Below are 12831 nucleotides of genomic sequence, written 5' to 3'. Positions count from 1 at the left end.
AACGCCCGTCAAACGCGATTTCAGGGCGTAAAGCGTGCCAGCGATTCGAGGTCGGCTTCGCCGTCATGGCCGGTGGAGGGCGACAGGATGCGTTCGCGGCCGCTGGATGCGCCGAGATGATCGAAGGCGACGCGGTTGCCGACGAGTTGGGCGCGGCCGGTGGCGACGAGGTCGAGGGCCATTGGGTAAAGCTGGTGCTCGGCGGCGAGCACGCGGCGCGTCAGGCTGTCCTCGTTATCATCGGGCGAGACGGGTACGGCCGCCTGCGCGATGATCGGCCCGCCGTCCATTTCGGCGGTGACGAAGTGGACGGTGCAGCCATGGATGCGAAGCCCGCCGTCGAGCGCACGCCTGTGCGTGTCGAGCCCCTTGAAGAGCGGCAGGAGGGAAGGGTGGATATTGATCATCCGACCCTTCCAGGTCTCGACGAAGTCGGCCGACAGGAGCCGCATGTAGCCTGCCAGCGCGACAATTTCGACGTTCCAGCGCTTGAGCTGCGCGTCGATGGCGGCTTCGTGCGCCGCCTTGTCGACAAACTCCTGGCGCGGGATCGCGCGCGCCTCGATGTCGAGGGCGGCGGCGTGGTTGAGCCCGGTCGCCTCCGGCTTGTCGGAGATGACGCCGACGATCTCGTAGGTCGCGCGCGGACCGGCTGCGGCTTCCGCCAGCGTCTTCATGTTCGAGCCGCGGCCGGAGATGAGAACGGCGACGCGCTTTTTCGTGATGCTCATAGGTCGAGATGTCCGCGATAGACGACGCCGGTCTCGCGACGGGGCACGATGCGTCCGATGGTCATGACATGTTCGCCTTCCTTCTGGAGAACGGCGGCGACCTGCGCTGCCTGCCCCGAAGCGACGACGAGGATCATGCCGACGCCGCAATTGAAGGTGCGCTTCATTTCGACGGGCGCGACGCCGCCGGTCTTGGCGAGCCAGGAAAAGACGGGTGGAACGTCGATCGCGTCGAGGTCGAGTTCGGCGGCGAAATCCTTCGGCAGGACGCGCGGGATGTTTTCGGGAAAGCCGCCGCCGGTGATGTGGGCGAGCGCCTTGATGCCGTGCGTGGAGCGGATCGCGGCGAGGATCGGCTTGACGTAGATGCGGGTCGGCTCGAGCAGCGCTTCGCCGAGCGTGCGGCTTTTGTCGAATGGCGCCTTCGCACCCCAGTCGAGGCCGGAAAGCTCGACGATCTTGCGGACGAGCGAATAGCCATTGGAATGGACGCCCGAGGAGGCGAGGCCGAGGATGACGTCGCCTTCGACGATGTCGTCGGTAGGGAGCAACTGGCCGCGCTCGGCAGCGCCGACGGCAAAGCCTGCGAGATCGTAGTCGCCGTCGCGATACATGCCGGGCATTTCGGCCGTCTCGCCGCCGATCAGCGCGCAGCCCGCCTGTCGGCAGCCCTCGGCGATGCCCGACACGATGGCCGCGCCCTGGTCTGGATCGAGCTTGCCGGTCGCGAAATAGTCGAGGAAGAAGAGCGGTTCGGCGCCCTGCACGACGAGGTCGTTGACGCACATGGCGACGAGGTCGATGCCGACCGTGTCGTGGATGCCGGCGTCGATGGCGACCTTCAGCTTGGTGCCGACGCCGTCATTCGCGGCGACGAGGACGGGATCGGAAAAGCCCGCGGCCTTCAGGTCGAACAGGCCGCCGAAGCCGCCGATCTCGCCATCGGCGCCCGGTCGCCGCGTCGAGCGCACCATCGGCTTGATCTTCTCCACCAGCGCATTGCCCGCATCGATGTCGACACCGGCCTGCGCATAGGTGAGCCCGTTCTTCTGGTCGCTCATCTGAGAAACTCCGCTCCGGACCGGCGGGACGAGCCACGCTCGCTGCAAGCCGTCCAAATTTCGTATGCTCGTGCCCGCTCTTGGCACGAAGCACGCCCATCCTGCAAGGCGAAGGCGTTCTTGCCGGCCACTTGACCACCGCAACCGCGCGCGCCTATGTCGTGAGCCTGCCCGAACAGCGGATGATGACGCGCATGACGACGGAAACGCCAACGCCTGCCACCACGCCCGCCACGGTGCAGCCGCGCATGTCGCTGCGCCGGCAGGCCATGTTCTGGGCGGCCGCCGTCGCGGTCTTCGTCCTGTTCCTCTTCATCTTCGCGTCGGTCCTGCTGCCCTTTTTTGCGGGCATGATCCTCGCCTATTTCCTCGATCCGGTTGCCGACTGGCTGGAGCGGCGCGGCCTGTCGCGCATCTGGGCGACGGTGCTGATCCTGATCTCCTTCGTGCTTCTTCTGGTCGTCGGCCTGGCGGTTATCGTCCCGATCCTCGCCAACCAGCTTGCCGGCTTCATCGAGCGCGTGCCGGACTATTTCGCGCGGCTGCAATCGCTGGTCACCTCGTTCGACTTCGATTGGCTATCCTCGCGCATCGGCATGGAGCCGGGCGGGCTGGAAGAGGGGATCGGCTCGATCTTTTCCGAAGGCTCGGGCATGGTCGCCGCGCTGCTGGCCTCGATCTGGAGCGGCGGACAGGCGCTGGTCGACATCGTCGGCCTGCTGGTCGTCACCCCCGTCGTCGCCTTCTATATGCTTCTCGACTGGGACAAGATGGTCGCCCGCGTCGACCAACTCGTGCCGCGCAACAATGTCGAAACCGTGCGCCAGATCGCACGTGACATCGACGCGTCCGTTGCCGGCTTCGTCCGGGGGCAGGGCACGCTCTGCCTGATCCTCGGAACGATGTATGCGATCGGCCTGACCGTCGTCGGCCTCAATTTCGGCCTGCTGATCGGCATGTTCGCCGGGCTCATCTCCTTCATTCCCTATGTCGGGTCGATGGTCGGCCTCGTTCTGTCGGTCGGCGTCGCCTTCGTCCAGTTCTGGCCCGAATGGCACATGGTGGCGCTCGTCGCTGCGATCTTCTTCGGCGGCCAGTTCATCGAGGGCAACATCCTGCAGCCCAATCTCGTCGGCAAGAGCGTCGGCCTGCATCCGGTCTGGCTGATGTTCGCGCTTTTCGCCTTCGGCTATCTGTTCGGCTTCGTCGGGCTTTTGATCGCGGTGCCGGCGGCAGCGGCCGTCGCCGTTCTGGTGCGCTTTGCGATTGGCCGCTACGAGGCCTCTCCGCTCTATAGCGGCGGGCAAAAGCCGCTCGACCGGGTCTGATCCGTGACACTCGCGCCAAGACGGCCGCAACAGATTCCGCTCGATCTGGCGCATCGGCCGGCCACGAGCCGCGACGATCTCGTGCCGGGCAAATCGATCCGCCCCGCCCTGCATCTCATCGACACCTATCCAGACTGGCCGGCTCCCGTCGTGGTGATCGTCGGGCCGCGCGGGGCCGGAAAGACCCATCTGGCCTCCGCCTGGCAGGAGATGACTGGCGCCGCCTCGCTGGCCATCGCCGGCATCGCGCCTGAGGCGCTGGACTGGGCCGAGCGCGGGCCGATCCTGGTCGACGATGCGGATCGCGCGCCGATCGACGAGACCGGCCTGTTCCATCTGATCAACGCGGTCCGTTCGGCCGGAACGCACCTGCTACTGACGGCCTCGACGCGCCCGGCGGCGTGGCCGATCGACCTGCCGGACCTCGTCTCGCGCCTGCGCGCCGCGGCGGTCGTCGAAATAGGCGCGCCCGACGACATGCTGCTCGCCGGTGTCCTCACTAAGCTCTTCTCCGACCGCCAGGTCGAGGTCGATCCGGCGGTGATTCAATATCTCGTCAAGCGGATGGAGCGCTCGCTCGAAAGCGCCAACGATATCGTCGAAAGGTTGGACGCAGCGGCCCTCGCGCGCAAATCCAGGATCACGCGGGCGCTCGCTGCCGAAGTCGTCGGCGACCGCTGACCGGCGCAGCGGTCGTCGGACCTAACCAACTGATCCTGTTGCGTCTCGAAGATTTTCCACTACTCTGTGACGGTCATCATGGAGGGGGCCATGCCGCTGCATCGCAAGGCGGAAGAAGCCGGGATCATCTCGCCCATCGAACTGGCGCTCCTGGCCCGCGTCTTCCAGGCCACGGGCCGCACCGGCGAGAACGAGACCGACCGCGAGGCGCGCGCCTCGCGCATCCTCGGCTATTATCTGGCCGGCATCGATGACGAAAGCGAGCTGATAACGCTCGCGCGCCAGCCTCTGCAGCGGTAATCGGCTTGAAATGCGTTTTGGAATCGGCGCATCGCTGCGTCTGCCGGTCGGCTACCGTGAATAGTTTGGCCAGAGGCTAAGTGTTAGGCGTCGCCTCGGGCCGCAGCCGGCAGCCATCAAGACAGGAGCGGGGGCATGACCCAACCGGTGAACGCGATCTGGATCGGCGATCGCATGGGGCCGATCCACGCCGCGTGCCTAAAGTCATTCCTGACATGCGGACACGATGTCATACTCCACGCTTACCGACTGGCGCGGTCCGCTGACGTTGAAGGAGGTTTGATTGAAACGCTCGCTCCAGCGGGCAAGCCCGTGATCGCCATCGATCAGATTTCCGGTGGTGCGAAAGTCTCGGCGGTGCTTGGCAGGACCGGCTGGCCCTACGTCTTCGAGGTGCAGACCGTCACTGCCGACATCGTTGCACACGCACTGGCCGAACTGCAGATATCTGCTGTTCGCCAGCACATCGCCGCCAGCCAGACCAGAATGGTCGAACTCACTCGTCGAGCTCTCGCGGCCGGCGTCGAGGCGGTGAAGCGTTCTTGAAAGGCTGCCTAGCGAAATGGCGATCCCGGCAGGATTCGAACCTGCGACCATCGGCTTAGAAGGCCGGTGCTCTATCCAACTGAGCTACGGGACCTGAACCGGGGCAGGGCTGTCAGTGCGTCCAGGGGATCTTGCGATCGTAGCGAAAATTCTCGGCATAGGAAATCTGCCGGCGGCGCGCGTCCTTCGGCTCCTGAACGCGGAAGGCGATGCCGTTGCGCTGCGCATAGGCGACGGCCTCTTCCTTCGTCTCGAAGGACAGGCGGATCTGGCTCTTCATGTCGCCCGACGACGTGTAGCCCATCAGCGGGTCGATCTTGCGCGGCTGTTCGGGATCGAATTCGAGCACCCAGAACCCGGTCTTGGCCTTGCCGGACTGCATCGCCGTCTTGGCGGGGCTGAAGATACGTGCGGACATCGATCATACTCCGTTCGGGCCGCATGGTCGGAGCGGCAGGATTCGAACCTGCGACCCTCTGGTCCCAAACCAGATGCGCTACCAGGCTGCGCTACGCTCCGACGGTCACTGCGGACGCAGCCTGCCTAGTTGGTCGGCAGGCCGTTCGCAAGGGGAAATACGCAATCGGGCCGGATTCTCAGGCGCGCAGGGCGTCGAGCCCGGCTTCGATGTCGGCCTTGATGTCGGCGACGTCCTCGAGGCCGATCTGGAGACGCAGGACGGGGCCGGGATAGTCGACCTTCGAAACGGTCCGGTCCGACAGGTTGACGTGGACGGCCAGGCTCTCATAGCCGCCCCACGAATAGCCGAGGCCGAATATCTTCAACGCGTCGAGAAAGGCATGCGCCTCACGCTCGCCGCCCGATTTCAGCACGATCGAGAAGATGCCGGACGAGCCGGAGAAATCGCGCTTCCAAAGCGCGTGGTCCGGATGGCTTTCAAGTGCGGGGTGGAGCACCTGCGCGACTTCGTCACGCGTCTCCAGCCAGCGGGCGAGCTCCAGCGCGCTTTGTTGGTGGCGTTCGAGCCGCACGCCCATGGTGCGCAAGCCGCGCAGCACCTGGTAGACGTCGTCCGGCGCCGAGCAGACGCCCATCGTCAGATAGGTGTCCCAAAGCTGCTCCCAGCAATCCGCATTGGCCGAGACGGTGCCGAGCAGTACGTCGGAATGGCCGGCGGGATACTTCGTCGCGGCATGGATCGAGATGTCGACGCCATGGTCGAGCGGCTTGAAATAGAGCGGCGTCGCCCAGGTGTTGTCCATCATCACGATCGCGCCGCCGGCATGGGCGGCCTCGGCGATCGCGGGTATGTCCTGCATTTCGAACGTGTTGGAGCCGGGCGCTTCGGTGAAGACGACCTTCGTATTCGGCTTCATCAGTTTGGCGATCCCGGCGCCAACGCGGGGCGCGTAATATTCCACCTCGACGCCGAGCCGCTTCAGCATGGAATCGGCAAAGCGGCGGGTTGGATTGTAGATCGAATCGACGATCAGCACGTGGTCGCCCGCCGACAGAAAGGCGAGGAGCGGAATCGTCACCGCCGCGAGGCCCGACGGAACGAGGATCGTGCCCGCGGAGCCCTCGAGATCGTCGATCGCCTGGCAGAGCGCATCGGAAGTCGGCGTTCCGCGGGTGCCGTAAGTATATTTCTGGTTGCGCGAGGCCATCGTCGCGGCATCGGGGAAGAGTACGGTGGAAGCGTGGACGACGGGCGGATTGACGAAGCCGAAATAATCGCGCGGATTGTTGCCGCCATGGGCGAGGCGGGTGTTGATACCCTTGCGATCGACATCGTTCTTCATGCTTTTCCACCGTTGGTTTCAAGTCTTGGCGAGATCAATACGCGGCTGCACGAATTGGTGCAATGCAGCGGTCCTGCTCATCCGCTGGGCAAAGGACGGGGCCGAGGCGACGTGGGGGAAGATGGCCGAATGATGACGGGCCGATAGGTCCACTGGCGCTTTCAGGCTTGACCCAGCAAAATTTATGGCCTTCGATGGCCTTCGTGAATGGGAGACAGGGCAGGGGGCCGGCGTCGCCGCAGTTCGCTGTGGCGCATGAGGCCGCTCACGCGGCTCCCAGACAAAACAAGACGGAGCATTAGGAACATGCTTCGAAAACAAGAGGGTAAGTGGGCAATGAACAAATTTATGGTGGGAATTCTCGGTGGTGCGGCGATGGCGCTCGGCGCATCGACTGCTTCGGCTGCGACCCTCGACGACGTCAAGGCCAAGGGCTTCGTCCAGTGCGGCGTTCACACCGGCCTGGCCGGGTTCGCCGCCCCCGATGACGCCGGCGACTGGACCGGTTTCGACGTCGATTTGTGCCGCGCCGTTGCGGCGGCGGTCTTCGGCGACGCCGAAAGCGTTCAGTACACGCCGACCAACGCGACGGAGCGCTTCACCGCGCTGCAGTCGGGCGAAATCGACCTGCTCGCTCGCAACACGACCTGGACGCTGACGCGCGACACCACGCTCGGCCTGAGCTTCGCCGGCGTGAACTACTATGACGGCCAGGGCTTCATGATCAATCAGACCGCCCTGCCGGACATCAACTCGGCTCTTCAGCTCTCGGGCGCGGCGATCTGCGTGCAGTCCGGCACGACGACCGAACTCAACCTCGCCGACTATTTCGCGGCCAACAACATGGAATACAACCCGGTTGTCTTCCAGGGCTTCGACGAGACCAACGCCGCCTATGAAGCCGGCCGTTGCGACGCCTACACGACCGACGCTTCGGGCCTCTACGCACTTCGCCTGACGCTCGCCAATCCGGACGAGCACGTCGTTCTGCCGGAGATCATCTCCAAGGAGCCGCTCGGACCTGCCGTGCGCCAGGGCGACGAGCAGTGGTTCAACATCGTCAAGTGGACGCTCTACGCGATGGTCCAGGCCGAAGAACTCGGCATCACTTCGGAAAACCTCGAGGAGATGCTGAATTCCGAGAACCCGGAAATCCGCCGCGTGCTCGGTCTGGAAGACGAGTCGACGATCGGCCAGGGCCTCGGTCTTGAAAACGACTGGGTCCAGAACATCGTCCGCGAAGTCGGCAATTACGGTGAAGTGTTCGACCGCAACATCGGCGCCGGCAGCCCGCTCGCCATCGCACGCGGCCTGAACGCGCTGTGGACCGACGGCGGCCTGCAATACGCAATGCCGCTGCGCTAAGCAGGTTCGGACTGGTTTCGGGAGGCGGATTCCGCCTCCCGTTCTCTTTGGCGCGGAGGGAAAATGGCTTCGCAGATGAGTGTGCGCGGCGAAGAGCCCGCACGGGTGTCCTGGGTGAATGACCCCAAGACACGCGGCATCGTCTTTCAGGTCGTCGTCGCGGTTGCGCTGATTGGCTTCATCTACTGGATCATCGGCAACACGGCGGAAAATCTACGGCGCGCGAACATCTCGTCGGGCTTCGCCTTCCTCAACGGGCGCAGCGGCTTCGATCTGAGCCAGGCGCTGATTCCGTATTCGTCGAACTCGACCTTCATGCGGGCGATGATCGTCGGCCTGCTGAACACGCTCCTCGTGGCCGTGACCGGCATCATCACGGCGACCATCGTCGGCTTTCTCGTCGGCATCGGGCGCCTGTCGGGCAATTGGCTGATCGCGCGGATCTGCACCGTCTATGTCGAGATCTTCCGCAATCTTCCGCCGCTGCTCGTCATCTTCTTCTGGTATGTCGGCGTGCTTTCGGTGCTGCCTGGACCGCGCCAGTCGGTCGATCTTCCGCTCGGCGGCATGATCAACAATCGCGGCCTTTATCTGCCGCGCCTTTTGACCGAACCCGGCTTCTGGCTCGTCCCCGCCGCGCTCGCGCTGGGCGTCGTGCTGACCTTCTTCTTCATCCGCTGGGGACGCCGTCGCCAGATGGCTACCGGACAGGTGTTCCCCGGTTTCCGCGTCGGTCTCGGCCTGATCTTCGGACTGCCGATCCTCGCCTTCATCGTCTCGGGCATGCCTGCGACGCTCGAATATCCGGAAATGGCAGGCTTCAACATTCGCGGCGGCCAGGTCGTGCTACCCGAATTCCTGTCGCTCTATCTCGCTTTGTCGCTCTATACGGCCTCGTTCATCGCCGAGATCGTGCGCGCGGGCGTTCTCGGCGTGGCCAAGGGACAGTCGGAGGCAGCCTATTCGCTCGGGCTTTCGCCGCGCCGCACGTTGCGCCTCGTCGTGGTGCCGCAGGCGATGCGGATCATCATCCCGCCGCTGACGAGCCAGTATCTGAACCTGACCAAGAACTCGTCGCTGGCGATCGCGGTCGGCTATGCGGATCTGGTTGCGATCGGCCAGACGACCATGAACCAGACGGGTCAGGCCATCGAGGTCGTGGCGATCTGGATCGTCGTCTATCTCGGCCTCAGCCTGATCACCTCGGCATTCATGAACTGGTACAACGCCAAGATGGCGTTGGTGGAGCGGTAGGGCCATGCAGGAACACGACCTTTCCTACGTCCGCATGGAGATGGTGAACGCCCAGAATGCGCCCGAGCGCGAAAAGGGCGTCACCCGCTGGCTGCGCAAGAACCTGTTCGCGACGCCCATCGACGGGCTCCTGACGCTGATCGGCCTCCTGATCGTCGCCTACGCGCTTCCCAATATCGTGCGGTGGGCCTTCATCGATGCTGCCTGGGTCGGGCCGGACCGATCGGTCTGCTCGACGCAGTCGCAGGGAGGCGTCCAGCCAGATGGCTGGTCCGGCGCCTGCTGGGCCTTCGTCAACGCCAAGTTCTCGCAGTTCATGTACGGCCGATATCCGGTGTTCGAACGCTGGCGCGTGGACCTGACGGCAGTGATGTTCATCGCGCTTCTGGTGCCGCTCCTGATCCCGCGCATCCCCTACAAGGCGCTGAACGCGATCGTGTTCTTCGGCGTCTTCCCGGTGGTCGCCTATTTCCTGCTCGTCGGCGGCAATTTCGGCCTGAACCGCGTCCAGACCTCGCTATGGGGCGGCCTTCTGGTCACGATGGTCCTGTCCTTCGTCGCAATCTCGGTCTCGCTGCCCTTCGGCATCCTCCTGGCACTCGGCCGGCGATCGAGGCTGCCGGTGATCAAGATGATCTGCGTCGTCTTTATCGAGACGATCCGCGGTGTGCCATTGATCAGCGTCCTGTTCATGGCGAGCGTCATGCTGCCGCTCTTCATGCCGGCCGGCACGACCTTCGACCGCTTCCTGCGCGCCGTCGTCGGCCTGTCGATCTTCGCCTCCGCCTATATGGCAGAGGTGGTGCGCGGCGGCCTGCAGGCCATTCCGAAGGGCCAGTATGAGGGCGCGTCCTCGCTCGGCCTCGGCTATTGGCAGTCGATGGGGCTGATCGTGCTTCCGCAGGCGCTGAAGCTGGTGATCCCGGGCATCGTGAACACCTTCATCGGGCTCTTCAAGGACACGAGCCTCGTCTACATCGTCGGCATGTTCGACCTTCTGGCGATCGTGCGCCAGAACTTCTCGGATGCGAACTGGGCCTCGCCGCAGACGCCGAAATCGGGCCTGATCTTCGCCGGGCTGATCTTCTGGGCGTTCTGCTTCGCGATGTCGCGCTATTCGATCTACATGGAACGCCGGCTCGACACCGGCCACAGAAAATAAGGCCAAGGGGAACCGACATGGCTACTCAAGACGCCGTTATGGCAAGCGACCGCCCGCTCGACCGTTCGAAGATGCAGATTTCGGACACAGACGTCGCGATCGAGATCATCGGCATGCACAAATGGTATGGCGACTTCCATGTGCTGCGCGACATCGACCTCAAGGTCATGCGCGGCGAGCGCATTGTCGTCTGCGGCCCCTCGGGATCGGGCAAGTCGACCATGATCCGCTGCATCAACCGGCTCGAGGAGCACCAGAAAGGCAAGATCCTGGTCGACGGGATCGAACTGACCAACGATCTGAAGAAGATCGACGAAGTGCGCCGCGAAGTCGGCATGGTGTTCCAGCACTTCAATCTTTTCCCGCATTTGACCATTCTCGAAAACTGCACGCTTGCGCCGATCTGGGTGCGCAAGATGCCGAAGAAGCAGGCCGAAGAGATTGCGATGCACTATCTGGAGCGCGTCAAGATTCCCGAGCAGGCCCACAAATATCCCGGCCAGCTTTCGGGCGGCCAGCAGCAGCGCGTCGCAATCGCGCGCTCATTGTGCATGAACCCGCGCATCATGCTCTTCGACGAGCCGACCTCGGCACTCGATCCCGAGATGATCAAGGAAGTGCTGGAGACGATGGTCGGTCTGGCCGAAGAAGGCATGACCATGATCTGTGTGACGCACGAAATGGGCTTCGCACGCCAGGTCGCCAATCGCGTGATCTTCATGGATCAGGGCCAGATCGTCGAGCAGAACGTGCCGGAGAAGTTCTTCGACAATCCGCAGCATGAGCGCACCAAGCTCTTCCTGAGCCAGATTCTGCACTGACGATGCCGACGCGAAGCCGCCGGATGCGGCTGCTTCGCGGGATGCTCGCGATCGCGGCCCTTGCCGCGGTCGCCTTCGTTCTCGGCGCCATCGTGCCGCGCCCGCTCTTCGCGCCCGCAGGCGAGCCGCCGACACGGCAGGTGCTGCTCGTCGCCAACGCCATCCACACCGACATCGCCTTCCCCGCCGATCCCGACATTCTGGCCCGGTTCGGCTTCCTCGCCGAGGATGGCCTGCCTTTGGACGCGCCCGAACTTGCCTGGCTGGTCATCGGCTGGGGCGGACGCGCCTTCTATCTCGAAACGCCGACCTGGGCCGATCTGAAGCCGGGCCCGGCGGCGAAGGCATTGACGCTCGACCGCGCGGTGCTCCACGCAGCGCTAGGCGGGTCGATCGCCTTGCCTGCCGAGGGTGTCGTCGTCCTCGACGTCTCCGAGCGGGAAATGACGGCGATGATCGACGAGGTGCTGGCGACGCTGGTGCCGGACGCCGCCGGCCGGCCGGACGTGATCGAGGGAGCCGGCTATGGCGAGTTCGATCGCTTTTACGAAGCGCGCGGCTGGTTCAACGTGCTCGTCGGCTGCAATCTATGGAGCAGTCGCGTATTGCGCGAAGGCGGCTTTCGAACCGGCTGGTGGAACCCGCTGCCGGTGAGCCTCGTCTGGTCCGTCGATGCTCACAATGCGGCGGCGTCGAACCCGTAGAGCCAGTCGAAATCCGCCGCGAGGCGCTCGGGGCTGCGCGTCTTCAGGACGAGGTTGCGCGCAAGCGCGACCGGGCCGGCCGCATGCCAGGCGAAGCGGTTGAACCGCGCGCGACCGGCAACGCGGGCAAGGCGCGGGCGACGGACGGCTTCATAGCGGGTGAGCGCGGAAGCCATGTCGGGCGCCGCGGCGAGGGCGCTGGCCAGCGCCGCGCCATCCTCGATCGCCATCGCCGCGCCCTGCGCCGCATAGGGCGTCATCGCATGCGCGGCATCGCCGACGAGAAAGCCGCTCGCATCCCCCCATCTGCCCGATGGATCGACGTCGTGAAGCGGCCAGCGCGTCCAGCCGTGTACGCGCGAGAGCAGGTCACGCAACGCGCCAACGCGATCCTCCGGCAATGGCGCGGCGTCCGCGACGGACTGCGACCAGTCGTCCGTACCGGCATTCCCCGGCATGATCGCGACCAGATTGAGCGCCCGACCCTGCCGGATCGGATAGGCGACGAGGTGAAAGGAGGGGGAGAGAAGCGCGGTGACATTGGTCGGCGACAAGCGGGCGACGAGGTCGGCGAAGGCTGGATGGTCGGCTTCGACGAGCACGCGCCATGCGACGTGGCCGCTGAACCGGGCTGGCGACGCACCGGGGATACGGGCCCGCATCGCGGACCAGACGCCATCGGCGCCGATGGTCAGATCGGCATGTGTCGAGTGGTCGATATCCGATCCGAAACCGACACTTATCCGAGGTTCCCGCAACGCCGCATCAAGCAAGATCCGCTGCAGATCGCCGCGATGGATGACGAGATAGGGCGCCCCCCAGCGCTTGGTGGCGAAATCGCCGAGGGCGACGGAAGCGAGCGGCTTCAGGCTGCATGCGTCGCGAAGTTCGATCGCTCGCGGCGCGACGGATGCCGCTTCAAGCGCGGGCAGGAGGCCAAGGCGATCGAGAAGTCGGGTCGCATTGGGGGAAAGCTGCAACCCGGCACCGACCGGCTCGAGGCTTTGCGCGCGTTCGTGAATCTGGACGTCGAAGCCCGCACGGGCGAGGAAGAGGGCGCCCGTCAGGCCGGCAATACCGGCGCCTGCGATCTCGACGCGCCGGCCCGCGCTCAC

At 64.7% G+C, this 12831-nt stretch carries 14 protein-coding genes and 2 tRNA genes; 9 read left to right on the top strand and 7 right to left on the bottom strand.

Annotation, left to right across the window (positions count from 1 at the left end; translation table 11 throughout):
• Positions 1-20: 20 nt before the first annotated feature.
• Together purN and purM are read right to left on the bottom strand one after the other, a co-directional pair.
• On the bottom strand, positions 21-731 hold the full coding sequence (purN, locus tag ALII_RS0104710; RefSeq protein WP_024586171.1) for a phosphoribosylglycinamide formyltransferase: 711 nt from the start codon (positions 729-731) through the stop codon (positions 21-23).
• Entirely contained in the window at positions 728-1792 is a 1065-nt protein-coding gene (gene purM / locus ALII_RS0104705) for a phosphoribosylformylglycinamidine cyclo-ligase (RefSeq protein ID WP_024586170.1), read from the bottom strand. The genes purN and purM overlap by 4 nt, the downstream gene beginning before the upstream one ends.
• A 248-nt stretch (positions 1793-2040) precedes the next feature.
• Here purM and ALII_RS0104700 point away from each other — a divergent pair, with 248 nt between their 5' ends.
• The 4 genes from ALII_RS0104700 to ALII_RS0104685 all read left to right on the top strand — a co-directional run bounded on the left by ALII_RS0104700 (position 2041) and on the right by ALII_RS0104685 (position 4647).
• On the top strand, positions 2041-3120 hold the full coding sequence (locus ALII_RS0104700; RefSeq protein ID WP_244437307.1) for an AI-2E family transporter: 1080 nt from the start codon (positions 2041-2043) through the stop codon (positions 3118-3120).
• A 3-nt stretch (positions 3121-3123) separates the two neighbouring features.
• Complete coding sequence (gene hdaA, locus ALII_RS0104695) at positions 3124-3801, top strand: DnaA regulatory inactivator HdaA (protein ID WP_024586168.1); 678 nt, start codon at positions 3124-3126, stop codon at positions 3799-3801.
• 90 nt (positions 3802-3891) lie between these two features.
• Positions 3892-4101, top strand: a complete 210-nt coding sequence (locus ALII_RS0104690; protein ID WP_024586167.1) for a hypothetical protein — start codon at positions 3892-3894, stop codon at positions 4099-4101.
• A gap of 135 nt (positions 4102-4236) precedes the next feature.
• The gene (locus tag ALII_RS0104685) at positions 4237-4647 is read left to right on the top strand and encodes a hypothetical protein (RefSeq protein ID WP_035449374.1); all 411 of its coding nucleotides are present in this window, start codon (positions 4237-4239) and stop codon (positions 4645-4647) included.
• 17 nt (positions 4648-4664) lie between these two features.
• On the opposite strand, the gene ALII_RS0104680 is transcribed toward ALII_RS0104685, so the two are convergent.
• From ALII_RS0104680 to ALII_RS0104665, 4 genes are all read right to left on the bottom strand, one after another.
• Positions 4665-4741, bottom strand: a tRNA-Arg gene (locus ALII_RS0104680).
• Positions 4742-4759: 18 nt separating this feature from the next.
• Entirely contained in the window at positions 4760-5065 is a 306-nt protein-coding gene (locus ALII_RS0104675) for an ETC complex I subunit (RefSeq protein ID WP_024586165.1), read from the bottom strand.
• Positions 5066-5089: 24 nt separating this feature from the next.
• A tRNA-Pro gene (locus tag ALII_RS0104670) sits at positions 5090-5166 on the bottom strand.
• 77 nt (positions 5167-5243) lie between these two features.
• On the bottom strand, positions 5244-6410 hold the full coding sequence (locus ALII_RS0104665) for a cystathionine beta-lyase (protein WP_024586164.1): 1167 nt from the start codon (positions 6408-6410) through the stop codon (positions 5244-5246).
• Between the two features lie 336 nt (positions 6411-6746).
• Here ALII_RS0104665 and ALII_RS0104660 point away from each other — a divergent pair, with 336 nt between their 5' ends.
• From ALII_RS0104660 to ALII_RS0104640, 5 genes are all read left to right on the top strand, one after another.
• Positions 6747-7775 (top strand): amino acid ABC transporter substrate-binding protein, encoded by a 1029-nt coding sequence (locus ALII_RS0104660; protein WP_024586163.1) that lies wholly within the window; start codon positions 6747-6749, stop codon positions 7773-7775.
• 63 nt (positions 7776-7838) lie between these two features.
• Entirely contained in the window at positions 7839-9029 is a 1191-nt protein-coding gene (locus ALII_RS0104655; RefSeq protein WP_024586162.1) for an amino acid ABC transporter permease, read from the top strand.
• 4 nt (positions 9030-9033) lie between these two features.
• Positions 9034-10191 (top strand): amino acid ABC transporter permease, encoded by a 1158-nt coding sequence (locus tag ALII_RS0104650; protein WP_024586161.1) that lies wholly within the window; start codon positions 9034-9036, stop codon positions 10189-10191.
• A 17-nt stretch (positions 10192-10208) separates the two neighbouring features.
• A complete protein-coding gene (locus ALII_RS0104645; protein WP_024586160.1) occupies positions 10209-11012 on the top strand; it encodes an amino acid ABC transporter ATP-binding protein in 804 nt (267 codons plus the stop codon).
• Between the two features lie 23 nt (positions 11013-11035).
• Positions 11036-11716: a TIGR02117 family protein gene (locus ALII_RS0104640; protein ID WP_024586159.1), complete on the top strand. Its 681-nt coding sequence runs from the start codon at positions 11036-11038 to the stop codon at positions 11714-11716.
• Here the strand turns inward: ALII_RS0104640 and ALII_RS0104635 are convergent.
• Complete coding sequence (locus ALII_RS0104635) at positions 11689-12831, bottom strand: FAD-dependent monooxygenase (RefSeq protein ID WP_024586158.1); 1143 nt, start codon at positions 12829-12831, stop codon at positions 11689-11691. The genes ALII_RS0104640 and ALII_RS0104635 overlap by 28 nt on opposite strands.

Source organism: Aliihoeflea sp. 2WW (assembly GCF_000497755.1).
Classification (GTDB): Bacteria; Pseudomonadota; Alphaproteobacteria; order Rhizobiales; family Rhizobiaceae; genus Aliihoeflea.
The sequence above is the reverse complement of the archived record's forward strand: the minus strand, read 5'-3'. Positions and strand labels throughout refer to the sequence as shown.

Coding starts and splice junctions, on each gene's coding strand:
- ALII_RS0104685 (WP_035449374.1), top strand. CDS start 4,237: ATGACCCAACCGGTGAACGCGATCTGGATCGGCGATCGCATGGGGCCG.
- ALII_RS0104645 (WP_024586160.1), top strand. CDS start 10,209: ATGGCTACTCAAGACGCCGTTATGGCAAGCGACCGCCCGCTCGACCGT.
- ALII_RS0104700 (WP_244437307.1), top strand. CDS start 2,041: ATGTCGCTGCGCCGGCAGGCCATGTTCTGGGCGGCCGCCGTCGCGGTC.
- ALII_RS0104660 (WP_024586163.1), top strand. CDS start 6,747: ATGAACAAATTTATGGTGGGAATTCTCGGTGGTGCGGCGATGGCGCTC.
- ALII_RS0104655 (WP_024586162.1), top strand. CDS start 7,839: ATGGCTTCGCAGATGAGTGTGCGCGGCGAAGAGCCCGCACGGGTGTCC.
- ALII_RS0104665 (WP_024586164.1), bottom strand. CDS start 6,410: ATGAAGAACGATGTCGATCGCAAGGGTATCAACACCCGCCTCGCCCAT.
- ALII_RS0104690 (WP_024586167.1), top strand. CDS start 3,892: ATGCCGCTGCATCGCAAGGCGGAAGAAGCCGGGATCATCTCGCCCATC.
- ALII_RS0104640 (WP_024586159.1), top strand. CDS start 11,036: ATGCGGCTGCTTCGCGGGATGCTCGCGATCGCGGCCCTTGCCGCGGTC.
- purN (WP_024586171.1), bottom strand. CDS start 731: ATGAGCATCACGAAAAAGCGCGTCGCCGTTCTCATCTCCGGCCGCGGC.
- purM (WP_024586170.1), bottom strand. CDS start 1,792: ATGAGCGACCAGAAGAACGGGCTCACCTATGCGCAGGCCGGTGTCGAC.
- ALII_RS0104675 (WP_024586165.1), bottom strand. CDS start 5,065: ATGTCCGCACGTATCTTCAGCCCCGCCAAGACGGCGATGCAGTCCGGC.
- ALII_RS0104650 (WP_024586161.1), top strand. CDS start 9,034: ATGCAGGAACACGACCTTTCCTACGTCCGCATGGAGATGGTGAACGCC.